18 protein-coding genes are annotated in these 25,054 nt (G+C 60.6%); 10 read left to right on the top strand and 8 right to left on the bottom strand.

The features are described 5' to 3' along the window. Window positions 1-14 precede the first annotated feature (14 nt). From Q7C20_RS08035 to Q7C20_RS08015, 5 genes are all read right to left on the bottom strand, one after another. Window positions 15-1,472, bottom strand: a complete 1,458-nt coding sequence (locus tag Q7C20_RS08035; protein ID WP_375066675.1) for an efflux transporter outer membrane subunit — start codon at window positions 1,470-1,472, stop codon at window positions 15-17. Next, window positions 1,469-1,942 (bottom strand): MarR family winged helix-turn-helix transcriptional regulator, encoded by a 474-nt coding sequence (locus tag Q7C20_RS08030; RefSeq protein ID WP_375066674.1) that lies wholly within the window; start codon window positions 1,940-1,942, stop codon window positions 1,469-1,471. The genes Q7C20_RS08035 and Q7C20_RS08030 overlap by 4 nt, the downstream gene beginning before the upstream one ends. 1,001 nt (window positions 1,943-2,943) lie before the next feature. Next, on the bottom strand, window positions 2,944-6,615 hold the full coding sequence (locus Q7C20_RS08025) for a translocation/assembly module TamB domain-containing protein (protein ID WP_375066673.1): 3,672 nt from the start codon (window positions 6,613-6,615) through the stop codon (window positions 2,944-2,946). Further along, window positions 6,615-8,342 (bottom strand): autotransporter assembly complex family protein, encoded by a 1,728-nt coding sequence (locus Q7C20_RS08020; protein ID WP_375066672.1) that lies wholly within the window; start codon window positions 8,340-8,342, stop codon window positions 6,615-6,617. Before Q7C20_RS08020 ends, Q7C20_RS08025 begins: the two co-directional genes overlap by 1 nt. Window positions 8,343-8,406: 64 nt before the next feature. After that, window positions 8,407-9,057 carry a GNAT family N-acetyltransferase gene (locus Q7C20_RS08015; RefSeq protein WP_348061980.1) on the bottom strand — a complete coding sequence of 217 codons (651 nt, stop codon included), beginning with the start codon at window positions 9,055-9,057 and terminating at the stop codon, window positions 8,407-8,409. A 180-nt stretch (window positions 9,058-9,237) separates the two neighbouring features. Between Q7C20_RS08015 and xthA the strand changes: the two genes are divergently transcribed. Further along, the gene (gene xthA, locus Q7C20_RS08010; RefSeq protein WP_348061979.1) at window positions 9,238-10,050 is read left to right on the top strand and encodes an exodeoxyribonuclease III; all 813 of its coding nucleotides are present in this window, start codon (window positions 9,238-9,240) and stop codon (window positions 10,048-10,050) included. A 98-nt stretch (window positions 10,051-10,148) separates the two neighbouring features. Beyond that, complete coding sequence (locus Q7C20_RS08005; protein ID WP_375066671.1) at window positions 10,149-11,480, top strand: substrate-binding domain-containing protein; 1,332 nt, start codon at window positions 10,149-10,151, stop codon at window positions 11,478-11,480. Window positions 11,481-11,601: 121 nt separating this feature from the next. Here Q7C20_RS08005 and Q7C20_RS08000 read toward each other — a convergent pair whose 3' ends face one another. Beyond that, window positions 11,602-12,831 (bottom strand): acyl-CoA dehydrogenase, encoded by a 1,230-nt coding sequence (locus Q7C20_RS08000; protein ID WP_375066670.1) that lies wholly within the window; start codon window positions 12,829-12,831, stop codon window positions 11,602-11,604. Between the two features lie 151 nt (window positions 12,832-12,982). Here Q7C20_RS08000 and Q7C20_RS07995 point away from each other — a divergent pair, with 151 nt between their 5' ends. From Q7C20_RS07995 to Q7C20_RS07985, 3 genes are all read left to right on the top strand, one after another. After that, window positions 12,983-13,918, top strand: coding sequence for a LysR family transcriptional regulator (locus tag Q7C20_RS07995; protein ID WP_017136514.1), 936 nt, complete (start codon window positions 12,983-12,985; stop codon window positions 13,916-13,918). Between the two features lie 365 nt (window positions 13,919-14,283). Further along, window positions 14,284-14,676: a MerR family DNA-binding transcriptional regulator gene (locus Q7C20_RS07990; RefSeq protein WP_375066669.1), complete on the top strand. Its 393-nt coding sequence runs from the start codon at window positions 14,284-14,286 to the stop codon at window positions 14,674-14,676. Window positions 14,677-14,692: 16 nt separating this feature from the next. Beyond that, window positions 14,693-15,592, top strand: a complete 900-nt coding sequence (locus Q7C20_RS07985; protein WP_375066668.1) for a hydroxymethylglutaryl-CoA lyase — start codon at window positions 14,693-14,695, stop codon at window positions 15,590-15,592. Between the two features lie 576 nt (window positions 15,593-16,168). Here Q7C20_RS07985 and Q7C20_RS07980 read toward each other — a convergent pair. Next, on the bottom strand, window positions 16,169-17,806 hold the full coding sequence (locus Q7C20_RS07980; protein WP_375066667.1) for an AMP-binding protein: 1,638 nt from the start codon (window positions 17,804-17,806) through the stop codon (window positions 16,169-16,171). A 164-nt stretch (window positions 17,807-17,970) separates the two neighbouring features. On the opposite strand from Q7C20_RS07980, the gene Q7C20_RS07975 reads away from it, so the two are divergent. Genes Q7C20_RS07975 through Q7C20_RS07960 form a run of 4 tightly spaced genes read left to right on the top strand, consistent with a single transcriptional unit; the run spans window position 17,971 to window position 23,499 of the window. Continuing rightward, a complete protein-coding gene (locus Q7C20_RS07975) occupies window positions 17,971-19,134 on the top strand; it encodes an isovaleryl-CoA dehydrogenase (RefSeq protein WP_375066666.1) in 1,164 nt (387 codons plus the stop codon). A gap of 11 nt (window positions 19,135-19,145) precedes the next feature. Continuing rightward, window positions 19,146-20,753, top strand: coding sequence for a carboxyl transferase domain-containing protein (locus Q7C20_RS07970; protein ID WP_375066665.1), 1,608 nt, complete (start codon window positions 19,146-19,148; stop codon window positions 20,751-20,753). 14 nt (window positions 20,754-20,767) lie between these two features. Then, the gene (locus Q7C20_RS07965; protein WP_375066664.1) at window positions 20,768-21,574 is read left to right on the top strand and encodes a gamma-carboxygeranoyl-CoA hydratase; all 807 of its coding nucleotides are present in this window, start codon (window positions 20,768-20,770) and stop codon (window positions 21,572-21,574) included. After that, window positions 21,571-23,499 carry an acetyl/propionyl/methylcrotonyl-CoA carboxylase subunit alpha gene (locus Q7C20_RS07960; protein WP_375066663.1) on the top strand — a complete coding sequence of 643 codons (1,929 nt, stop codon included), beginning with the start codon at window positions 21,571-21,573 and terminating at the stop codon, window positions 23,497-23,499. Before Q7C20_RS07965 ends, Q7C20_RS07960 begins: the two co-directional genes overlap by 4 nt. On the opposite strand, the gene Q7C20_RS07955 is transcribed toward Q7C20_RS07960, so the two are convergent. Then, complete coding sequence (locus tag Q7C20_RS07955) at window positions 23,496-24,131, bottom strand: LexA family protein (RefSeq protein ID WP_375066662.1); 636 nt, start codon at window positions 24,129-24,131, stop codon at window positions 23,496-23,498. The genes Q7C20_RS07960 and Q7C20_RS07955 overlap by 4 nt on opposite strands. A 131-nt stretch (window positions 24,132-24,262) precedes the next feature. On the opposite strand from Q7C20_RS07955, the gene Q7C20_RS07950 reads away from it, so the two are divergent. After that, on the top strand, window positions 24,263-24,616 hold the full coding sequence (locus tag Q7C20_RS07950) for a DUF6124 family protein (protein WP_375066661.1): 354 nt from the start codon (window positions 24,263-24,265) through the stop codon (window positions 24,614-24,616). The last annotated feature ends 438 nt before the right edge of the window (window positions 24,617-25,054 follow it).

The raw sequence follows: 25,054 nt of genomic DNA, 5'->3' as shown, positions 1-25,054 counted from the left end.
ACAAATACCTCAAATTATTCCGTACGGGTGGCGGGACGGGTTGTGGCCGCGGCCACGTTATCGGCGTTAAACCCGCCACCCAGGGCTTGCATCAATTGAATCGACAGATCGATTTGCGAGGCATTCAGCGTCGCGAGCTGACTCTGGGCCTGCAGCAATTGCTGCTCGATGGTGAGCACGTCCACGTAGCTACCGATACCTGAGCTGTAACGCTGAACGGCGGTGTCGTAAGACTGCTGGGCGATGTCTGCGGCGTGTTGTTGCGCCTGGATCTGCCGCCCGGTTTCGCGCAACTGCACCAGGCCGTTGCCGATATCGCCCAAGGCTTGCACCAGAGTTTTGTTGTACTGCGCCACGGCCAGGTCGTAATCGGCATCGCGGGCATCGAGGTCGGCACGCAGGCGGCCGCCGTCGAAAATCGGCAGCGAGATGGTCGGCGCAATGCTGAAGAAGCGGCTGGCCGAACCGAACATCGCGTCACCCAACAACGATTGCGCCCCGGCGCTCGCGCTCAGGTTGAGGTTGGGGTAGAAGCTGGTTTTGCTCGCGGCGACGTTTTTGCTCGCTGCCTCGACGCGCCAGCGTGCGGCGATCAGGTCCGGGCGACGGCCGAGCAACTCAGCGGGCAGCACCGAGGGCACGGCCACCGCGCTGGGTTTCAGCACGTTCGGGCGCGCCAGCTCACTGCCCCGGTCGGGGCCTTTGCCGAGTAATACGGCCAAGCTGATCTTGGCACTCTGCAGTTGTTTTTCCGCATCGATCAGTTGCGACTGGGAGCTGGCTTCGAGGCTTTCGGTTTGTTGGTACTGGAACTGACTGTCGATGCCGGAATTGAGGCGACGCTGGCCCAATTCGAGCATCTGGCGAGTGCGCTTGAGGTCGTCATTCGCCAGGTCACGCACGATGTGCGCCTGGCCCAAATCGCTGTAAGCCTTGGCCACGTTGGCGGCCAGGGTCAGGCGCGCGGCCTGTTGATCAACTTCGGCAGCACGGGCTTCGCCCAACGCGGCTTCCCAGGCGGCGCGCTGGCCACCCCAGAGGTCGAAGTTGTAATTGAAGCTGGCGCCGATGTTACGCACGGTGGAGTAGGCATCGCCCTCGCCCCGCGGGTCCTGGTCCCTGGCCAGGCGCGAACGGTTCACGCCGGCGCTGGCATCCAGGGTCGGCAGGCGTGCGGCGTTGGCGGCATAGGCTGCGGCTTCGGCCTGGTGGGCGCGGGCGCTGGCGACTTGCATGTCGGGGCTGTTTTGCAAGGCTTCAGCGATCAGCCCGTCGAGCTGTGGGTCGCCGAGGCTTTTCCACCAGTCGGCACTTGGCCAGGCGGCGCTTGAGAGGGTTACGCCGCTCAGGGTCTTGCCGGTTTGCAGGGTGTTGGCGTCGAGACGTTTGCCCTGGGTGTCGAGGCCGCTGAAGTTGGCGCAACCCGCCATACTCATAGCCACCAGCACCAGGCTCAGTGCGCGTGTGTTCATTGTTTACCTACCCGCTGGATGACGATGGCGTCACCGGCTGCTATGAGAATTTTTGTGAGGATGGCTTCCAGGGTTTGCAACTCGCCCGGCGCCAACGCGCCGGCCAATTCGTTCATCGCCTGCGCTCCGATGTGCGGCAGCATGTCTGCCAGGCGTTGGCCGTCTTCGGTGAGCACCACCTGCACCTGGCGCCGGTCGAGTTCGGAACGCTTGCGCGCGATCAGGGCTTTTTGCTCGAGGCGGTCGAGCATGCGGGTCATGGAGCCGCTGTCCAGGGACAGGTTGCGGCACAGCTCGGCCGGGGTGTTGATGTCGAATTGGGCGATGATGATCAACACTTTGAACTGCGCGGCGGTGACGCCGTGGGGTTCCATGTGGGTGTCGATGATGCGGTCCTTGAGCAGCGCAGCACGGGCCAGTAGCAGGCCTAGATGGCAGTTGCGGAAGCTGTCAGGGGTGTAGTGGGTCATCGGAAGTCACCTTATTACTGCCTAGGCAGTGAATGTATGACAAGATGTTACTGCTTAGGCAGCGAATGTCAAATGGAATTATTAGCTTGCTTGGTATTTGTGCGACAGATGGGGGGTGGGGGTGGTTTTTTTGGGTGCGGGGTGAGTGCATATCCGTTGCTGCGGTAACGGCTGCTTAGGGTTCCGCTCTTACAGCGGCTCACTTTTGGAAAGACCCAAAAGTAAGCAAAAGGTCTTCGCCCCACCACTTGGTGCCTCGCTTAGGCTCGGCATGCCCGCACTCCGGCTTGAATCCGTGGGCCGCCGCGATGGGCCATCCTTGGCCCAGCGCGGCTAACCCGGCGTCCTGCCGGGTTACCCACGGATTCAAGCCTGCGTGCGGCCATCGTGGTTAACGGGCGCCTTAGATCAAAATCAAAATCAAAATCTAAAGCACGGCGGCCTGAGAGCCGACCTGAGTGGTTGAATCAAAGGCGCTTTTTTTTAGAGCAGACTGTGTTCTCCCAGACCGAATGGAGATCCACTGTGGGAGCGGGCTTGCTCGCGAATGCGGTGTATCAGCCAATAAATTCATCAACTGACCCACCGCATTCGCGAGCAAGCCCGCTCCCACAGTTTTGACCGAGTAAGACTTCACCATATTCATACACAAACCAGCTCCCACAAAAGCCAGTTCAAACACTGAATTGCGCTTTTGATTTTGATCTGGCTTTTGACTTTGATCTCAGACGCCCCGTTAACCACGATGGCCGAACGCAGGCTTGAAACCGTGGGTAACCCGGCAGGACGCCGGGTTAGCCGTGCTGGGCCAAGGATGGCCCATCACGGCGGCCCACGGATTCAAGCCGGAGTGAGGGCACACCGAGCCTTAGCGAGGTGCCGAGTGGTGGGGCGAGGACCTTTTGGTTACTTTTGGGTCCTTCCAAAAGTGACCCGCTGTAAGAGCGGAACCATAAGCGGCCATCACATAAATAACGGATATACACCCACCACCAAAAAAACTAAAAGTCCCGCTTATAAAAGATATCCAGCGAACTCGCAACGCCACTGGCCACTTCCAGATACACCTTCTTGCTCAACAAATAGCGCAAGGCAATCGTATTGGCCGGCTCAAACACCCCCACCCCATACCGCAAGCTAAGCTTCTCGGTAATCTTGCCACTGGCCACCACCGCGGTGCTGTTCCCGCTGCCCTGGGTATCAAGGTCAAAATCCCGAATCCCTAACTTGCTGGCAATGTCGGAAGTCACCCCCGAACTGCCCATCAGCCCAAGGCCCAACGCCGCCTGGGCGAGCATGTTGTTGTCCTCTCCCGTCGTACTCAACGGGCGCCCCAGCACCAGATAGGACAAGGCCTGCTCCTGGCTCATGGCCGGCTCGGAAAAGATCTGCGTCGTCGGCTGCTCGGCACTGCCACTCAGGCGAATGCCCGCAGTGACGTCGTCAGTCTTGCGCACCGCTTCAATGTCCAGATAAGGCTGATCAAGCGGGCCGGCAAACAGCAGGCGTGCACGGCGTACATCGAGGCGCTGGCCGTAGGCACGGTAGCGGCCGTCGTTGAGCCACAACTCGCCACGGGTGTCCATGTTGTCGCCGATGTGCACCTGGCCCTGCACCTTGGCGGTCAGGCCGAAGCCTGTGAAGTTAAGCTGGTCTTCGCCCACCACCACGTTGATGTCCATGGCCATCGCCATCGGCGGCTTGCCCTCTTCGGTCTGGCTGCCGACGATCACCGTGTCATCCGAGACCTTGACCGTCGACGGCGGCAGTTCACGCACGGTGATGTCACCGCGCGGGATGTGCACTTTGCCGGCGATCGCAAGTTTGTCGTTCTTCAGGCTGATCTTCAGGTCAGGCGCCACTTCCAGCACCGCATAGGGCTCCACCGTGACCGGCAGTTGCGAACCTTGCAGGTTTAAGTCCACCACCAGCGCCTGGCCCCAATCGACCTGGCCCTTGAGGCTGCCCTGCCCGGCTTTGCCGCTGTGCCAGGCGCCATTCAATTGCACGCTCTCGCCGGCAATCAACGCCTGCACATTCAAGCCTTCGAGGCTGACCGGCAACTCACTGCCGGACACTTCACCGTCAACCAGATTCACGCTGCCGTTGACCTGCGGCGCCAGCAGCCCACCGGAGATCCGGCCGTTGCCATTGAGCTTGCCGTTGAGTTTTTCCACCATCGGCACAAACGGTCGCGCTACGGCGAGGTCGAGACCACTGAGGGTGAACGTGCCGGTGATTGGCTTGTTCTGCGGCAGCGGATTGATCTGCGCTTGCACCAGCAACTCGCCAAGTTTGCCGCCACGGAAGTTCAGCTGAGTGTCGATGCGCTTGGGGTTCAGAGTGGTTTCCAGCTTCAAGGTGTCGTAGGGGAAATCCAGCCACTGGGTTTTGTCTCTCACGCGCAGGGTACCGCCGCTGGCGTCCACAGAGACCACGCCTTTAGGGCCACTGCTCGGCAGGTCGAGCTGAATGTCGGCATTGAGCTTGCCCTGCCAGGCGAAATCCTTGGGCAAAAACGCCGCCAGGCTGTCGATGGGGAACTGCTTGAGGTGGTAACGCAGCTTGGGTTCCGGCATCAGGCGCTGGTCTTCACCGCACAGGCTGGCGGGGCCGGATACCCAGCAATGCGCAGCAAACGTGAGCTTGCCGTCGGCCAGGCGTTCGATCTTCGCCGGGGCTTGCAGCCTCCAGTCCTGACCACCGGCTTGCACATCACCGCTGGCAAGGCGGCCGCGCCAGTTGCCTTTGTCGAGGTTGCCGTCCAATGCCAGGGCCAGCTTGACCAAAGGCCCTGCCAGGTCCAGCTGGACTTTCTGGTTTTTGATATCGCCTTGAGCGCTGGCGGTCAGGGTGCCGACCTGGGTCTCACCGGCTTGAATGCCGCTGCCCTTGAGGTCGATCTTCGCGCGCTGGGCGCTATCCAGCGTGGCATCAAGAGTGAGGTTTTGCAGGCGGTTATCCGCGAATGCCAGCTGCTGGCCTTTCAGGTCGAGTTTGCCTTGGGGCGCTTTCAGGCTGCCGGCCACGTCGAGACGGCCATTGATTTGCCCGCGCAACTGGGGCCACAACTGGGCCAGACGCGCGAGTTTGATATCGATTTGCCCAGCCAGGCGTTGTTGCAGGCTGCCACTGCCATTGATGCGGTTGTCGCCCAGGCGGATATCCAGATTGGCGAGGGTCCACTGGTCGCCCGCGCCTTCGGCCTTGGCTGCCAGCACCGCCGTTTGGCCGCGCAAACGGCCCTTGAGGTCGAGGTCGGCGTTGAGCTTGAGCTGCTCGTTTTTGAACTCGCCTTTGCTGCGCAACGGTCCGGCCAGCGTGCCGGGCAACTCAGCGACCCAAAATGCCGGGTTCAGCGCGGACAGGTCCAGGGCCGTGTCCCACGCGATGCCGTCAGCAAATTGCACGTTCAGATGGCCTTCGGCCTTGCCTTGGCCGGCGGTGAGTTTCAGCTCGGGCAGGAAGATTTGCTTGAGGTCGCCGCTGAACGGTGTGACCACGTTGAACTTGCCGGCCGGGCCGTCGAGGTCGGCATTGAGGTTGCCAAGATAGTTGCCGTCTTTGTAGGAGATTTCACCATTGAAAGTGCGCAAGGTTACTTGCGGCTCGTCGATCAACGGGTAAAGGCGATGCCAGGGAAAATCCCGCCAGGCAATGTTGGCATCGGCGCTGAAGCCTTGCTGCCAGTCGAGGTTGGCGCTGAGCTTGAGGCTTTGCTTGTCACCGGCATTCAGGTCCAGGCCGGCGATCTGTGCGCCCTTGGCGTCGACTTTGCCTTGCAGCAGTAAATCCACCGGGCCTTTTTCCGCCGGCAACACGGCTTTGCCGAGCAGTTGGTAACCGTTTTTCAGGTCGCCCTTGGCGGTTAGGTCCAGCCCGTTGAGCTGCAAGGTGTCGGGCAAATCGGCGCTGGGCTTGAAGCTATCGGCGGTGATGCGCAATTGCGCAGGCAGGTTCTCAACCAGCGGTTGCAGCTCGCCGCTGAGTTTGGCGGGCAGATAGCCGCTGCTGTCGGCGTCGAGTTTGAGGGTCTTGAGCAAATCGCCGTCGACCTTGAGCGCAAGCTTCCACGGCACGCCGCCGGGCGCATACGGCAAGCTCAGGTCGCCGGTGGCATTCAGCGGCCAGTCGCCGCTGGGTTGCAACAGGCCATTGAGGTCCAGCACCAGGCCGTCACGCTGCAGGTGCACCGAGTCGATCTGCATGCCGGCCGCAGTCCAGTGCGCCGCCAGTTGCAGGCCTTTGAGTTCTTCGCTGCCGTTAAACAGCAGGCTACCGACGCGAACGTCGCCCAACTGGATGGCCACCGGCAGTTTTAAGTTCGGCAGCTGGATCGGCCCGCTGCTCTCTTCGGTGCCTGGCGGAAACTGCAGGCTGACTTGCTCCACATCCAGTTTATTGATGCACACCGTCATGCGCAGCAGGCAAGCAGGAGACCAATCCAGCGTGGGCGCGTTTAGCTCGACCCGGCTGGTGTCTTGCTGCCACAGCAGGTGATCGGCACTCCACTGCCCCCCCAAACGGCCCTGAAAATTCTCCACGCTCAATCCCGGCACTTGGCCCAAGGCCCAGCGGCTGCCCGCCTGGGTGCCAAGCACTGCCCACAGCGCCAGTACCACGAGGGCGAGGACCGCCACCACGGCCAGCCCCGCTATTTTCAAACCACGCATCACAGCTCAGGCCCCATGGAAAAGTGCAGTCGAATGCCGCCCGGGTCTTCCAGGGCGTGGGCCAGGTCCAGACGAATCGGTCCTACCGGCGAAACCCAGCGGACGCCCACGCCCACGCCGGTTTTCAGGCTGGGCATGTTCAGGTTGTTGAAGGAGTTGCCCTGGTCGATAAAGGTCGCGATTCGCCATTTTTCGGCGATGGAGTATTGATACTCGGCACTCAAGGCCACCATGTAGCGGCCACCGATACGGTCGCCGCGATCGTTTTCCGGTGACAAGGTCTGGTACTCGTAACCGCGCACGCTTTGGTCGCCACCGGCAAAAAAGCGCAGCGAAGGCGGTACGGACTGGTAACCGTTAGTGGCGCTGCCGCCAATCTGTGCGCGGCCGAGAAAGCGGTGGTTATCCCACAAGGTAGTCAAACCCTTGATGGTTGCTGTGCCGTAAAGCAGGTTGGTGTCCGAACCCAGGCCTTCCTTGGCGACCTTGGCGTCGAACGCCAGGCGATAGCCATTGTGCGGGTCGATGCGGTTGTCACTGCGCAGGTAGGAATAGTTGATACCCGGCATCACCAGGTTACTCAGGCCGGAGTCATTGCCCAGCTTGTATTCTTCGCGCTGGTACTTGAGCGAGATGATCCGCGTCCAGCCGCTGGGCAGTTTGCTGTGCCATTCGGGGCCGAGGGTGAGCAATTTACTCACGGTGTCGGTGTTGGCCAGGTCTTCATTCTGATAGCCCGCCGCGAAGCGCAGTTTGTCGGTGAGCGGCGGGTCGAGGGGAATGTCGTACCACAGCCCGACGTTTTGCCGCGGCGCCGACAGCTCGGCTTCCCAGCCATAGCTGTGGCCCTGTGGGTTGACCCAGTGGCGGGTCCAGTTGGCTTTGCCACGCGGGCCGACGTCGGTCGAGTAACCCAGGCCAAGGCCCATGGTGCGGGGCTTGCGCGTCTCCAGTTGCACGGTCACCGGGATCACATCGTTGGCCGACGCGGCTGGCGCGGCGTCCACGCGCACGCCTTCGAAAAAGCCACTGCCTTGCAGGTTCTGGTTGAGTTCGGCGATCAGTTCGGAATCGTAAGGCGTGCCGCTCTTGAACGGGACCATGCGTTGCAGCAAGTCTTCATCAAACGGAGTGTCGCCGGTAAAGCTGACGTTGCCCATGGTGTAGCGCGGGCCGCTGTCATAGATAAGCTCGATATCGGCCACACCGGCTTTGGGGTCGACCGACAGCTTCTGGCGGGTAAAGCGCCCGCTGAAAAAGCCATAGCGCGAGGCCTGGTTCTGGATCAAACGTTTGGCGTCTTCGTAATGGCCGTGGTTAAGCACGGCGCCGGACTTGAGGTCGTCGCCGGCGGGCACGCGAAAGGCTTTGAGGCTGGCGGCCTGGCCGTCGACCCGAATGGTTACATCGCGCAAATGCACCGGCTCGCCGGGGTCGATGGTGAGGATCAGGCGCGGGTTCTTGCCGCCCTTCACATCGCTTTCGATCAGTGGCTGATAGAAACCCAAGGCCTGGGCGGCTTTACGCGCCTGCTCCTCGGCGCCACGGCTGAACCGCAGCAAGGCTTCTTCGTCACGATCGCCTACCCCGCCGATGTAGCCTTCGATGTTGGCTTTGAGCGCGTCGTTTGAGGGTTTGATGCGCACGTCCAATTCGCTTTGCGCCAAGGCGCCACAGCTCGTGAACAGCAGCATCAAGCCGCTGGTAAATCTTCCTGGAAACTTCATAGGCGCGGATGCTACACGAGCAAGGGAGGCTCTTTGAACCCGGAAATGTCTGAATAATTCTGTCTCAAGCCGTTGCAGCGTGTAACGACTGGGGGTTGGGATGAAAAAACACGTGCTCCAGGATAGGTCCTACAGCAACTTCACCGATTTCCTCATAGCCCTGACGCTTATAGAACTCCAGGTAACGCGAGTTTCCGGTGTCGAGCACCACGCCGGAAGAATGCGGGTCTTCGGCGCACCAGTTATGCACCGCCTCCAACAGTTGCTCGCCGTAGTGTTTGCCCTGAAATTGCGGGTGAATACCCAACAGCGGCAGCACATGCACCGACTCGGTCGGCAGGCACGCCAGCACAGCGTGATGGTAGTCCAGATAACGCCGCGTACCGCGCACGCCGGTGCTCAGAAACATGCGAATCTGCCAGGCCCAGCTCTCGGTGATTCCCAGGCGCCGCTGCGGCGGCGCGATCAGGGCGATGCCGATCAAGCGGTCGTTGACGAACAGGCCGATGGCGGGAAGCTTCTGAAAAAAGTGCTGCTTGACCAATTCGCGTACGGTAGCGCGCACCCGTTGCTCATAGCCGGGGCGCTCCGCTTCGAAGATGTAGGCGAACGTCGGCTCATGCCGGTAAGCCTGGTAGAGCAGCGAGCGGGCTTCGCGGGAATAGCCGCTGTTGAGCAGGCGGATTTCGGCAGGGGCAGTCGGCGTGTCAAGCATGCGGTGAATCTCCTTGGACGCCACTCAAAGAGGGCGTTCTTTATAGACGAGCTTATAGCTACGAACCCACGCGGCCCCCGTCGTTCCCAGACATTAGCAGCGCACCTCATCTACCGCCACGCTGGCCCCCGCCTGACATGTCGGCTAGCATCGCCCTTTTGCCAGACTGGACTGCCGACCATGAAAATCGTCTCCTTCAATATCAACGGGCTGCGCGCGCGCCCTCATCAGCTGGCGGCGCTGATCGAAAAACACCAGCCGGATGTGATCGGCCTGCAGGAAACCAAGGTCCACGACGACCAGTTCCCGCTGGCCGACGTAGAGGCCTTGGGCTATCACGTTTACTACCACGGCCAAAAAGGTCACTACGGTGTGGCCCTGCTCTCGCGCAAGCCGGCGCTGAGCCTGCACAAAGGTTTTGCCAGCGACGAAGAAGACGCCCAGCGCCGCTTTATCTGGGGCGCCTTCGCGGATGAAAACGGCAACCCGGTCACCATCATGAACGGCTACTTCCCTCAGGGTGAAAGCCGCGACCACCCGACCAAATTCCCGGCCAAGAAACGTTTTTACGAAGATTTGCAGCACCTGCTCGAAAGCCAGTTCAGCAACGATCAGGCATTGGTGGTGATGGGCGACATCAACATTTCGCCGGAAGACATCGACATTGGCATTGGCGCCGACAATGCCAAGCGCTGGTTGAAGACCGGCAAGTGCAGCTTCCTGCCGGAGGAGCGCGAGTGGATGGCGCGGTTGAAGAACTGGGGGTTGGTGGACAGCTTCCGGCACTTGAACCCGACAGTGGCCGACCGCTTCAGCTGGTTCGACTACCGCAGTCGCGGGTTTGAAGATGAGCCCAAGCGTGGGCTGCGCATTGATGTGATTCTGACGTCCAACGGGTTGGTGTCGCGGGTCAAGGATGCCGGTGTGGATTACGAGTTGCGTGGGCTGGAAAAGCCTTCGGACCATGCGCCGATCTGGCTGGAGCTGAGCTGATCTCAAGGCTGATGAAACACAAATGTGGGGCAGTCACACTACTGACATGCAACTGACTTAATCTCCCGGCACTCCCTTTGGCTTGAGAAGGTGCCGGCATGAGGCTGCGCGTTCTGTTCCTGCTGACCCTGATTCCCTTCTACGCTGTTTGCGCTCCACTACCCATTCCCGAGCAAGGCCCCGCATTGCGCATCCAGGGCTCGAACACGATTGGCGCGGCGTTGGGGCCGGCCTTGGTCAAAGGCTTGATGGAGCACGAGGGCCTGCAAGGTGTGCACAGTGAACCGGCTCAAGGCGCGAACGAGCAACGAGTGGTTGGCAAAACCCGCCAGGGCAAGGCCGTGACCGTCGAAGTGGCGGCCCACGGCTCGAGCACAGGGTTTGCCGCGCTGAAAAAATCTACGGCTGACCTGGCGGCTTCATCACGGCCGATCAAGGACAGCGAGCTGGTCGATCTTGAAACGCTGGGCGACTTGAAAACCCCCGAAGCCGAACAGGTGATCGCCATCGACGGCCTGGCGATCATTCTTAACCCACTCAACCCGCTGGACACGCTGAACACCGAGCAACTGGCGCAGATTTTCAACGGCGAAGTCAGCACCTGGGAGCAACTGGGCGGCATCGGCGGCACGATTCATCTGTATGCGCGGGATGATCAGTCCGGCACCTACGACACCTTCAAGGAATTGGTGCTGCGCCTGCGCGGCAAGCCTCTCGCTGCCTCTGCCAAGCGATTCGAATCCAGCGAGGCATTGTCCGATGCAGTCAGCCACGACCCCCAAGGCATTGGCTTTATCGGGCTGCCCTATGTCCGCCAGGCCAAGGCCGTGGCGATTGTCGACGGCGACTCGCAACCGATGTTGCCGTTGAACAGCCTGATTGCCACCGAGGACTACCCGCTGTCGCGCCGGCTGTTCTTTTACCTGCCACCGTCGAGCCGCAATCCATGGGCCAAGGCGCTGGTGGACTTTGCCCAAAGCAGCAAGGGCCAGGCGATTGTGGCGGCGAACGGCTTCATTGCGCAGCAGGTACAAGCGATAGGTGTGGAGCCGCGTGCGTCAATGCCGGAGGACTATCAGGCCATCGCTCGTGACGCGCAGCGCTTGACGGTGAATTTTCGTTTCGAAGAAGGCAGCGCCAGCCTGGACAACAAGGCACGTCAGGATTTGCAGCGGGTGGTGGCGTACTTGAGAAACCATGACAAGCTCGATAAGCAGGTGACGCTGGTGGGGTTTGGCGATGCCAAGAATGACCCGCAGCGGGCGGCGTTGCTCTCGAAGTTGCGGGCGATGGCGGTGCGTCGGGAGCTGGTCAAGAGCGGCGTGGTGCTGAGGGACATTCGCGGGTTTGGCGCGCAGATGCCGGTGGCGGCGAATACGGCGGATGAGGGGCGGATCAAGAATCGGCGGGTGGAGGTTTGGGTGTACTGAGTTCAAGGATGTGTGTTGTTCATACTGGCCTTATCGCGGGCAAGCCCGCTCCCACATTTGAGCGCATTTTCATGCTGGAACTCGGTCGAGTGTGGGAGCCGGGCTTGCCCGCGATGCGGTTTTACTGGCCGCTGCGCATCAGCTCTTTAGGCACATACTTGCCGATCTCAAACTTGCCGATCGCCGCGCGGTGCACTTCGTCCGGGCCGTCGGCCAGGCGCAGGGTGCGTTGCATGGCGTACATGTAGGCCAGCGGGAAATCGTTGGAAACCCCCGCGCCGCCGTGCATCTGGATTGCGCGGTCGATCACCTTCAATGCCACGTTTGGCGCCACGACTTTGATCTGAGCGATTTCGCTTTTTGCGACTTTGTTACCCACGGTGTCCATCATGTACGCCGCTTTCAGGGTCAGCAGGCGCGCCATGTCGATTTCCATCCGCGAGTCGGCGATCTTGTCGATATTGCCGCCCAAGCGGGCCAACGGTTTGCCGAATGCGGTACGGCTGACGGCGCGTTTGCACATCAGTTCCAATGCCCGTTCGGCCATGCCGACCGAGCGCATGCAGTGGTGAATCCGGCCTGGGCCGAGGCGCCCTTGAGCGATTTCAAAGCCACGGCCTTCGCCGAGCAGGACGTTTTCGTAGGGCACGCGTACGTTGTCGAACAGCACTTCGGCGTGGCCGTGGGGTGCGTCGTCATAGCCAAATACTGGTAAGGGCCGCACGATTTTCACGCCGGGGGTGTCCACCGGCACCAGGATCATCGAGTGTTGCTGGTGGCGCGGCGCGTCCGGGTTGCTCAGGCCCATGAAGATCAGGATCTTGCAGCGCGGGTCGCAGGCGCCGGAGGTCCACCACTTTTTACCGTTGATCACCCATTCGTCGCCCTGGCGCTCGGCGCTGGCGGCCATGTTGGTGGCATCCGATGACGCCACGTCCGGCTCGGTCATGGCGAACGCCGAGCGGATCTCGCCGCGCAGCAGCGGTTCGAGCCAGCGTTGTTTCTGTTCTTCGTTGGCGTAGCGCACCAGCACTTCCATATTGCCGGTGTCGGGGGCGGAGCAGTTGAACGGCTCAGGGCCGAGCAAGGAGCGACCCATGATTTCGGCCAGCGGCGCGTATTCGAGGTTGGTCAGGCCGGCGCCCAGCTCGGATTCCGGCAGGAACAGGTTCCACAGGCCCTCGGCTTTGGCGCGGGCTTTAAGCTCCTCCATGATAGCGGTGGGCTGCCAGCGATCACCTTCGTTGACCTGGCGTTCAAACACCGGCTCGGCCGGGTAAACGTAAGCGTCCATGAATGCGGTGACGCGTTCACGCAGTTGCTGAACCTTGGGCGAATAGGCGAAATCCATGAGCAGCTCCCTTCTCTGAGAGGTTGTTTAGGTCATGCAATCGATGCTAGAACAGCGTTAACCATTTACCTAGCCTATTCTCGGCGTGTATTAACATTCATCACCGATATATGATCGGCGCATGGGCACCTAACAATAAGAGCGCAACGAAATGAATCTGAGCAAGGTCGACCTCAACCTCTTCATCGTCTTTGACGCGATCTATACCGAAGCCAACTTGACCCGCGCCGGGCAGATCGTCGGCATCACCCAGCCTGCCGTGTCGAATGCCCTGGCGCGTCTGCGCGAAACCTTCAACGACCCGCTGTTCGTGCGCACCGCCCAAGGCATGGTGCCCACGCCGATGGCGCAGAACATCATTGGCCCGGTGCGCAACGCCTTGTCGCTGCTGCGCGTGTCGGTGCAGGAAAGCCGGATTTTCAACCCGCAACAGGCGGCCAAGACCTACCGCATCAGCATGACCGACCTCACCGAGGCGGTGATTTTGCCGCTGCTGTTCCAGCGCCTGCGCCGCCTGGCGCCGACGGTAGTGATCGAGAGTTTCCTGTCCAAACGCCGTGAAACCACCAAGGAACTCGCCGCCGGGCGCCTGGATTTTGCCGTGGACGCGCCGCTCAATACCGACCCGCAGGTACGCCACGTCAAGCTGATGGAAGACCGCTACGTCTGCGCCATGCGCAAAGGCCACCCGATGGCGGGCAAGGACAAGTTCACCCTGGATGACTACCTGTCGCTGACCCATATCCATATCTCCAGCCGCCGCAATGGCCTGGGCCATGTCGACCTGGCGCTGGGCAAGATGGGCATTCAGCGCAAGATCGCCCTGCGTTCCCAGCATTACCTGATGGCGTCGCAAGTGTTGCAACAGACCGACATGGTGATGACCGTGCCCGAGCGCTTCGCCCGCCGTCATGAACTGCACTGGTTCAACCTGCCCGTCAACGACGTGCCGCCGGTGGAAACCCATTTGTACTGGCACGAAAGCACCGATCAAGACCCCGCGAACCGCTGGATGCGTGAGCAGATGATTGAGTTATGCCAACAGGTAACGGCGCACGAGAAGAAGCTGGACGGCAAACAGGCCTGAGCCGTGGTGAGCGGGCCAGTTGTGGCGAGACGGCTTTGCGTGGCGAGCGGGCCTGTTGTGCTGACCCGGCTTGTCGTGGCGAGCGGGCTTGTTGTGGCGAGCGGGCTTGCCCCGCGTTGGGCTGCGTAGCGGCCCCAAAACCAGGCTCCGCGTTCTTGTCTGGAAAAATGAGTTGTTTTTATTGGGGCTGCTGCGCAGCCCAACGCGGGGCAAGCCTGCTCGCCACAATAGGCCGTCTCGCCACAATAAGCCTGCTCGCCAGCCGTCTTGCCACAACAAGCCATCGACCCTCAAATACGGCCATGAGCTTGACGTTCACGTCAACCTGCCATTAGCTTAGCGCCAAGACCTTCTTGAGCGCCCCCATGAGCACGACCTACAGCATTTCCGACCTCGCCCGCGAGCTCGATATCACCACCCGCGCCATACGCTTTTATGAAGAACAAGGCCTGCTGGCGCCGGAGCGTCGGGGCCAGGAGCGCATTTACTCGGCGCGGGACAAGGTCAGCCTCAAGCTGATATTGCGCGGTAAGCGCATCGGTTTTTCCCTGGCCGAGTGCCGCGAGCTGATCGAACTCTACGACCCCACCAGCGGCAACCACATCCAGCTCAACAGCATGCTGGCAAAAATCACCGAGCGCCGTGCGCAGCTTGAGCAGCAGTTGCTGGACATCGAACAGATGAAACTCGAACTGGACACCGCCGAAGAGCGATGCACCCAGGCCCTCGCCCACACCATGAGCCAGGTTGGCGATTAATCAGAAGGTAACTGCCATGTCCCTCCCCTCACACGTACGCCTGGTGGAAGTCGGCCCGCGCGACGGTTTGCAGAACGAAGCCCAACCTATCAGCGTGGTTGACAAGGTGCAGTTGGTGGACGCCTTGAGCGCTGCGGGCTTGAGTTATATCGAAGTGGGCAGCTTTGTCTCGCCCAAATGGGTGCCGCAAATGGCCGGCTCCGCTGAGGTGTTTGCGCAGATTCAGCGCAAGCCCGGCGTGACCTACGGCGCACTGGCCCCCAACCTGCGCGGTTTTGAAGATGCGCTGGCGGCCGGGGTGAAGGAAGTGGCGGTGTTCGCGGCGGCGTCCGAGGCGTTTTCCCGGCGCAATATCAACTGCTCCATCAGCGAAAGCCTGGAGCGTTTTGCGCCAATCATGGCGGCGGCCAAGCAACACGGCATCAGCGTGCGCGGCTATGTGTCGTGTGTGTTGGGTTGCCCTTACGAAGGTGAGATTGCGCCGGAACAAGTCGCCGCCGTCGCGCGCGAGCTGTATGCCATGGGCTGCTATGAGGTTTCCCTGGGCGACACCATTGGCACCGGCACGCCGGGCGCCACGCGACGGTTGTTTGAGGTGGTTGGGGCGCAGGTACCACGGGCAAAGTTGGCCGGTCATTTCCATGACACGTATGGGCAAGCGATCGCCAATATCTACGCCAGCCTGCTCGAAGGCATCAACGTGTTCGACAGCTCTATTGCGGGCCTTGGCGGCTGCCCTTATGCCAAGGGCGCCAGCGGTAACGTCGCCACCGAAGATGTGCTGTACCTGCTGAACGGCCTGGGGATCGACACGGGTATCGATCTGGACGCCTTGATTCGTGCGGGCCAGCAAATCAGCCAGGTGCTCGGCCGCCCGACCGGATCACGCGTCGCCAAAGCGCGTAACGCGGTTTGAGTAGCGCGGCTGTGACAATGTGTTACCGCACGCTTACGTTTCGAGTAACACGGGAACATATTTTGTCGAATTTGCTGAAGGCCGTGACCCGCTAAAAACCCAAGCATCTGATTTTTAAGGGATTTAAAAAGTTGGCACGGCTTATGCTATCTCTATTGCATAACAAGAATAAAAAGCACCAAGCCTAATAAAAATAAGACGAAACGACTCTGACATAACAAAAACAACACGGCAGAGACGCAGCTAACAGATTTTTTTGAAGAAGATGTGCTTCGCAGGGTACGGCGTGCCGAAACCCGCAACCGGTTAGAGAAAAATAAAACTACCTCAGGTAGCTACCACGGGTTGGATCGTTAACGAAGTTGCAGATCAGCGTTCAAAAAAATACGTTTGCTCTTGACCCCGGATGGGGGTCGCCAAAAACAGCGGTAAAGGGTAACGGTTGCCAAAAACAACAATAGACCGCCCCTCAATAATAAAAAAAGAGCACGCAACGACACATTAAAGGGGACCTTCGGGTCCCCTTTGTGCTTTCTGCCTGACACTCAGCTGTTCAAACTGTGGGAGCTGGTGTTGTTAGTCGGATTGGGTTCGCAACTCCTCAATAGAAATCTCGCGCATGCGAAATTTCTGAATCTTGCCCGTCACCGTCATCGGAAACTCTTCCACAAATTTGAAATGCTTGGGCGTCTTGAAGTGCGAAATGCGGCCCTTGCACCAGGTTTGCAGGTCCAGCTCATTCGCCGCGTGCCCCGGGTGAAACTTGACCCAGGCGACGATCTCTTCGCCATAACGCGCGTCGGGAATGCCGATGATCTGCACATCCGCCACCGCCGGGTGGGTGAAGAAAAACTCCTCGAGTTCACGCGGGTACACGTTCTCGCCGCCACGAATAATCATGTCCTTGTTGCGCCCGGCAATGCACACGTAGCCGTGCGCATCCATGGTCGCCAAGTCGCCGGTGTGCATCCAGCCGGCGTCGTCGATAGCGTCGCGGGTGCCTTCGGGGTTGTTCCAGTAGCCGAGCATCACGCTGTAGCCACGGGTGCACAACTCGCCGATTTCACCCCGCGCCACGGTATTGCCGTCGGTATCGACGATCTTGTTTTCCAACTGCGGCTGGGTGCGCCCGACGGTGGTGACGCGGCGTTCAAGGTCGTCATCCGCGCCGGTTTGCAGTGACACCGGGCTGGTTTCGGTCATGCCATAGGCGATCTGCACTTCGCCCATGTGCAACTCGCTGATGACCCGGCGCATCACTTCGATGGGGCACGTGGCGCCGGCCATGATGCCGGTGCGCAGGGTGGCGAGGTCGAACTCGCCGCGCCGCGGGTGATCAAGCATCGCGATAAACATGGTCGGTACGCCGTACAGGCCGGTGGCGCGCTCTTCGGCGACGGCGGTGAGGGTCAGCAGCGGGTCGAATCCGTCATTCGGATAAATCATGGTGGTGCCGTGGGTAATGCAACCCAGGTTGCCCATCACCATGCCAAAACAGTGGTAGAGCGGCACTGGAATCACTAGCCGGTCCTGCGCGGTGAGGCCCAGGCTTTCGCCGACCATGTAACCGTTGTTGAGGATGTTGTGGTGACTGAGGGTGGCGCCCTTGGGGAAACCGGTGGTGCCGGAGGTGTACTGAATGTTGACGGCTTGATCGAAATGCAGGCTGGTTTCGCGGCGATGCAATTGCTCGGGCGGGACGCCTGCACCGAGAGCCGCGAGTTCCGACCAGGGCAAGAATCCGGCTGGCGGGCTGGGGTCGAGGCTGACGATGGCGCGCAGGTCGGGCTTCAGCTCCTGCAACATGGCGTGGTAGTCCGAGGTCTTGAATGAACCGGCACACACCAGCCACTGGCAACCCGACTGTTTGAGCACGTATTCCAGCTCACTGCTGCGATAGGCCGGGTTGATGTTGACCAGAATCACCCCGAGCTTGGCGCTGGCGATCTGGCTGATACACCACTCGGCGCAGTTGGGTGCCCAGATACCCAGGCGGTCACCGGCTTGCATCCCAATGGCCAGAAACGCACGGGCGTGCAGGTCAACGGCCTCGGCCAGTTGCCGCCAGGTATAACGAAGGTGCTGATGGCGCACCACCAGGGCCTCGCCATCCGGGACTTGCGCGACGGTTTTATTGAAGGCTTGGCCGATGGTCATGGCCAGCAAGGTCTTGTCCTGAGAGCCACGACTGTAGCTCTGATTCGGTTGATCCATAACGACCCCTTTTGTCTTTTTTGTAAGGTGGACGGCGGTTGCTTGACGTAAACGTAAACTACGATTGACAGCCTCGCAACGCAAGCTTACGTTAACGTAAAGGTGAGCGCCCTCCTCCGGCGCCGTCCACACAAAAACAAAAGCTCACATTAAGGTGCCTGTCCATGAGTTACCCGTCCCTGAACTTCGCCCTCGGCGAAACCATCGACATGCTGCGCGACCAGGTGCAGCACTTCGTGGCCAAGGAAATTGCCCCGCGCGCGGCACAAATCGACATCGACAACCTGTTCCCCGCCGACCTGTGGCGCAAGTTCGGTGACATGGGACTGCTCGGCATCACCGTGCCGGAAGAATACGGCGGCGCGGGTCTGGGCTACCTGGCCCACGTGGTGGCGATGGAAGAAATCAGCTGCGGTTCGGCGTCAGTGGCGTTGTCCTACGGCGCTCACTCCAACCTTTGTGTGAACCAGATCAACCGCAACGGCAGCCACGAACAGAAACTCAAGTACTTGCCGAAGTTGATCAGCGGCGAGCATGTCGGCGCCCTGGCCATGAGCGAACCGAATGCCGGTTCCGATGTGGTGTCGATGAAATTGCGCGCCGACAAGCGCGGCGACTGCTACGTGCTCAACGGCAGCAAAACCTGGATCACCAACGGCCCCGACGCCAGCACCTATGTGATTTACGCCAAGACTGACCTGGAAAAAGGCGCCCACGGCATCACCGCATTTATCGTCGAGCGCGACTGGAAAGGCTTCAGCCGCAGCAACAAGTTCGACAAGCTGGGCATGCGCGGCTCCAACACCTGCGAGCTGTTTTTCGATGACGTTGAAGTACCCGAAGAAAACATCCTCGGCCTGCTCAACGGCGGCGTGAAAGTGTTGATGAGCGGCCTCGATTACGAGCGCGTGGTGCTCTCCGGCGGCCCGACCGGCATCATGCAGGCCTGTATGGACCTCATCGTGCCCTACATCCACGACCGTAAGCAGTTCGGCCAGAGCATCGGCGAATTTCAGCTGATCCAGGGCAAAGTCGCCGACATGTACACCCAACTCAATGCCAGCCGCGCCTACCTGTATGCGGTGGCCCAAGCCTGTGAGCGTGGCGAAACCACGCGCAAAGACGCGGCCGGGGTGATTCTTTACAGCGCCGAACGCGCCACACAAATGGCCCTTGACGCCATTCAGATTCTCGGCGGCAACGGCTACATCAACGAATTCCCCGCCGGGCGCCTGCTGCGTGATGCCAAGCTGTATGAAATTGGCGCCGGTACCAGTGAGATTCGCCGGATGCTGATCGGTCGCGAACTCTTCAACGAAACCCGCTGAAGGAGCGCGCTATGGCCACCTTGCACACCCAACTCAACCCGCGCTCGGCGGAGTTTGCCGCCAACAGCGCGGCCATGCGCCAGCAGGTCGACGCCCTGCACACGCTGCTCGCCCATGTGGCGCAAGGCGGCGGCACGAAAGCTCAGGAGCGCCACACCTCGCGCGGCAAACTGCTGCCCCGCGAGCGCATCAACCGCCTGCTCGACCCGGGCTCGGCGTTCCTTGAACTCAGCCAATTGGCGGCTTATCAGGTGTACGGCGAAGACGTGCCCGCTGCCGGTGTGATCGCCGGGATCGGCCGTGTGGAAGGCATCGAATGCATGATCGTCGCCAACGACGCCACGGTGAAAGGCGGTTCCTACTACCCGCTCACGGTGAAAAAACACCTGCGCGCCCAGACCATCGCCGAGCAGAACCGCCTGCCGTGCATCTACCTGGTGGACTCCGGCGGCGCCAACCTGCCGCGTCAGGATGAGGTGTTCCCGGACCGCGAGCACTTTGGGCGGATCTTCTTCAACCAAGCCAACATGAGCGCCCAGGGCATTCCGCAGATTGCCGTGGTGATGGGCTCGTGCACCGCCGGTGGCGCCTATGTTCCGGCCATGGCGGACGAGGCGATCATGGTGCGCGAGCAAGCCACCATCTTTCTCGCCGGGCCGCCCCTGGTGAAAGCCGCAACCGGCGAAGTGGTCAGCGCCGAAGACCTCGGCGGTGCCGACGTGCACTGCAAAATCTCCGGCGTGGCCGACCACTATGCCGACAGCGACGAACACGCCCTGGCACTGGCCCGGCGCAGTGTGGCCAACCTTAATTGGCGCAAACGAGGTGAGTTGCTGCAACGCGCGCCCGTCGCGCCGCTGTACGGCAGTGAAGAGCTTTACGGGGTGATCCCGGCCGATGCCAAGCAGCCGTTTGATGTGCGCGAAGTGATCGCGCGGCTGGTGGACGGTTCGGTGTTCGATGAGTTCAAGGCGCTGTTTGGCACCACGCTGGTGTGTGGGTTTGCGCACTTGCACGGCTACCCGATTGCGATCCTGGGCAACAACGGCATTTTGTTCGCCGAGGCCGCGCAGAAAGGCGCGCACTTTATCGAGCTGGCCTGCCAGCGCGGGATTCCCCTGCTGTTCCTGCAGAACATCACCGGCTTTATGGTCGGCCAGAAGTACGAAGCCGGCGGCATAGCCAAGCACGGCGCCAAACTGGTGACCGCAGTGGCCTGCGCCAAGGTGCCGAAATTCACCGTGATCATCGGCGGCAGCTTTGGTGCCGGTAACTACGGCATGTGCGGGCGCGCCTATGACCCGCGGTTTTTGTGGATGTGGCCGAACGCGCGCATCGGTGTGATGGGTGCCGAACAAGCGGCAGGCGTGCTGGTGCAGGTCAAGCGCGAGCAGGCTGAACGCGCAGGCGTCGGCTTCAGCGACGAGGAAGAAACCGCGATCAAGCAACCGATCCTCGATCAGTACGAAACCCAGGGCCACCCCTACTATTCCAGCGCGCGCTTGTGGGACGACGGTGTGATTGACCCGCAACAGACCCGCGACGTGCTGGCTCTGGCCTTGTCCGCTTCGCTGAATGCCCCCATCGAGCCGAGCCGCTTCGGCGTGTTCCGCATGTAAATGGAGCCCTACCCATGAGCGACTTCAACACCCTCGAACTGATCACCGACAGCCGTGGTTTTGCCACGCTGTGGCTCAGTCGTGAAGCCAAGAACAACGCGTTCAACGCCCAGATGATCCGTGAACTGATCATCGCCCTCGACCACGTACAGGGCGATGCCTCGCTGCGTTTTCTGGTACTGCGCGGGCGCGGCAAACACTTCAGCGCCGGGGCCGATCTGGCCTGGATGCAGCAGTCAGCCGAACTCGACTATCACACCAACCTGGACGACGCCCGCGAGCTGGCCGAGCTGATGTACAACCTGGCCAAACTGAAGATTCCGACCCTGGCCGTGGTGCAAGGCGCAGCCTACGGCGGCGCGTTGGGCTTGATCAGTTGCTGCGACATGGCGATTGGCGCCGATGACGCGCAGTTCTGCTTGTCGGAAGTGCGCATTGGCCTGGCGCCGGCGGTAATCAGCCCGTTTGTGGTCAAGGCCATCGGCGAACGTGCGGCCCGCCGGTATGCCCTGACTGCCGAACGTTTTGGCGGCCAGCGTGCGCGGGAAATCGGTTTGCTGGCAGAGAGTTATCCGGCTACCGAACTGGATCTACAGGTGGAACTGTGGGTCGCCAACCTGCTGCAAAACAGCCCGGCGGCGATGCGTTCAAGCAAAGACTTGCTGCGCGAAGTCGGCAACGGCGCCCTCACCCCGGCCCTGCGCCGCTATTGCGAAAATGCCATCGCCCGAATTCGCGTGAGCCCCGAGGGCCAGGAAGGTTTGCGCGCTTTCCTGCAAAAACGCCCGTCCAGCTGGCAAGCCCAGGAGCCACGTTCATGAGCACACATTTGACCACCGTGCTGGTGGCCAACCGCGGCGAAATTGCCTGCCGGGTGATGCGCACGGCCAAGGCCATGGGCCTGACCACTGTGGCCGTGCACAGCGCTACCGACCGCGATGCACGGCATAGCCGCGAGGCGGATATTCGGGTGGATTTGGGTGGCAGCAAAGCTACTGAGAGTTACCTGCAAATCGACAAAATCATCGCAGCCGCCCGGGCCAGCGGCGCCCAGGCGATCCACCCGGGGTATGGTTTCCTGTCGGAAAACGCAGGCTTTGCCCGTGCCATTGAAGCCGCAGGGTTGATCTTCCTCGGACCGCCCGCCTCGGCGATCGACGCGATGGGCAGCAAATCGGCCGCCAAGTCGTTGATGGAAATCGCTGGCGTACCGCTGGTGCCGGGCTATCACGGCGAAGCTCAGGACCTGGAAACGTTCCGCGCCGCCTGCGAGCGTATTGGCTACCCGGTGTTACTGAAAGCCACGGCCGGCGGCGGCGGCAAGGGCATGAAGGTGGTTGAAGACGTCAGCCAACTGGCCGAAGCCCTGGCCTCGGCCCAGCGTGAGGCGCTGTCGTCGTTCGGCAATGGGCAGATGCTGGTGGAGAAATACCTGCTCAAGCCGCGCCATGTGGAGATCCAGGTATTTGCCGATCAGCATGGCCATTGCCTCTACCTGAATGAGCGGGATTGCTCGATTCAGCGGCGTCATCAAAAAGTCGTGGAAGAAGCACCCGCGCCCGGTTTGAGCGTTGAGCAGCGCCAGGCCATGGGCGAAGCTGCCGTGCGAGCGGCCCAGGCCATCGGGTATGTAGGCGCGGGGACGGTGGAGTTTTTGCTGGACGCGCGTGGCGAATTTTTCTTTATGGAAATGAACACACGGCTACAGGTGGAGCATCCGGTGACCGAGGCGATTACCGGCCTCGACCTGGTGGCCTGGCAGATTCGTGTCGCGCAAGGTGAGGCGCTGCCGATCACTCAGGAACAAGTGCCGCTGATTGGGCATGCGATTGAAGTGCGTCTGTATGCCGAAGACCCGGCGAATGATTTCCTGCCCGCCACCGGGCACCTGGCGCTGTACCGCGAATCAGCACCCGGCCCAGGCCGTCGCGTGGACAGTGGTGTGGAGCAAGGCGACGTGGTTTCGCCGTTCTATGACCCCATGCTGGGCAAATTGATTGCGTGGGGCGAGGACCGTGAACAGGCGCGCCTGCGCTTGCTGAGCATGCTGGATGAATTTGCGGTGGGCGGGCTCAAGACCAACCTGGGCTTTTTGCGCAGGATCATCGGGCACCCGGCGTTTGCGGCGGCTGAATTGGATACCGGGTTTATTCCGCGCTATCAGGATGAGCTGTTGCCCGTCGCCGGGGAGTTGAGCGATGAATTCTGGCAGGCGGCGGGCTCGGCATTTATGCAGAGTTTGCCGGCCGGTGACGGGCCATGGGCGGATACGCGAGGTTTTCGCGCGGGGTTGCCTGCCCAGGTTTCGCTGCACCTGAGCTGCGCCGGGCAGGACCGTTTGGTGACGCTGGACGGCGGCGCTGCACACTGGCAGGGCGAACAGTTGGTGATCGAAACACACGGCGTACGGCGTGCCCATCTCGCCGTGCGCAGCGAAGGCGCGGTGTATCTGCGCTGGAACGGCGAAGTGCACGCCGTCATCCTGTTTGACCCGATTGCGGCGGTCGAAGCCAACGGCTCCCATCAAGGCGGCCTCACGGCGCCCATGAACGGCAGCATCGTCAGGGTGTTGGTGGAGGTGGGTCAAGCGGTCGAAGCCGGCACGCAATTGGTGGTGCTGGAAGCAATGAAGATGGAGCACAGCATCCGCGCGCCGCACGCCGGGGTGGTCAAGGCGCTGTTTTGCCAGGAAGGCGAAATGGTTGCCGAAGGCAGTGCGCTGGTGGAGCTTGAAGCGGCAGGCTAAAACTTCGCCGTGGCTTGCACCACGACGCCGAGGATTCGGCAGTCGTCGGTGAACAACAGTTTTGGAAACGTTGGATTGAGCGGCACCAGGTAGCGCTGGCCGCTCTCTTCCATCAATTGGCGGAAGGTCGCGTGAGGGCTGTCGGCCCATTGAGCGACCACCAGTTTGCCGGGTTCGGCGTCGATGGCCGGGTCTACCAGAATCATCATGCCTGCGCCGATGCTAAGGCCGCTGGGTGCGGTCATGGCGTCCCCCGTCACGGGCAGCCAGAAGGCTTCGCCCCGGGCGTGGTAATCGGTTAACTCAAACCGCGCTGCACCGTAGGCGGGGCGTTCTTCGCGTATTTCGCAAACGCCTTTCCAGTCGCTGACCGGGTAGCGAAAGTACGGGTTGTAGTGTTGTTGCGGCGCAGGTGCCTCCTCAGCCCGCTCGCGGATCTGCAGGGTGACTTCCAGGTAACCCAGACCCAACTCAGCGAGTACCCGGTTCATGTCGGCCAGGCTCGGCACACGGCGCTTGTTCAGCCAATGGCCCACCCCGCCCTGGGACATGCCCAGGCGTTCGGCCAGTTTGTCTTGCGTGACCTTGCGGTCTTTCATGTTGGCTCTCACCAACGCTATCCAGTTATCCATGGGGCCTGACAATACGTTGCGTACTTTTCAGGGCAATAAACAGTTTGTAGTAATCCATAAAAGGACATAAATACGATACGTACTATCATCGGTTCTATGGTTTTCGACACCCCACCAGAGTACCGACCCTTATGACGATGAGCCCGTGTCTCCTTAACGAAACAGTTGATAACGATGAACTGCACGGCATGCGCAGCAGCGGTGCTGCCAGACGCGCGCTGGATTATTACTTGAAAGAAGATGTGTCAGCGCCAGTGCCGGACGACTGTTTTTTTGATATCAAGCCCGGCATCAGCCATGAAGACGCCTTGATCCACGCCTCGGACCTGTTGCGCAGTGCAGCCGCCACCGCATACGAATCGGCGAGCAACCATAAAGGCAATCAGCGCGACCTGGCGTTTTCAGTGGTGTATTTGATTGATATGGCGAAAGCGATGGTGGAGCGGTCGTTGCAGGCGCCAGCCACACATCAGGCGAACGCATAAGAAGGCGCAACGAAAAATATTTCTATCTCTCGGATAAAAACATTTGACTTGCAAATGATAATGATTATTATTGGGCTCAGCTGATCGCGAGATCAGTCGATAGACCAAGAGACCTTAGGTCGGACTCTTGGAATATCTCCTCATCAGGCTAATCACGGTTTTTGACCCGGCTCTTTGGCCGGGTCTTTTTTTTGCCAGTTTCCTGGCATGGCTTCAGGCTAATGAAGACTGTGTGTTGCTCGATGGCGCGCATGGTAGCAAATGACCATCTCCAAAAGAAAGCCGAACCAACGCTCTAGCCCGGATCTTTGCGAATTAGCGCTTGAGAATCAATCGCATAGATTCTAAGCTGCCGTCGCGTCAAGGACGACGCCCCCTTCCCCGTGCAACATTTTTGCATCAAGATTTTGCCTGACTCCTGTGTAAGATATCCGCCAC

The sequence above is a fragment of the Pseudomonas sp. AMR01 genome, from assembly GCF_041946035.1.
Classification (GTDB): domain Bacteria; phylum Pseudomonadota; class Gammaproteobacteria; order Pseudomonadales; family Pseudomonadaceae; genus Aquipseudomonas; species Aquipseudomonas antarctica_B.
This window is presented reverse-complemented; position numbering and strand designations above follow the sequence as displayed.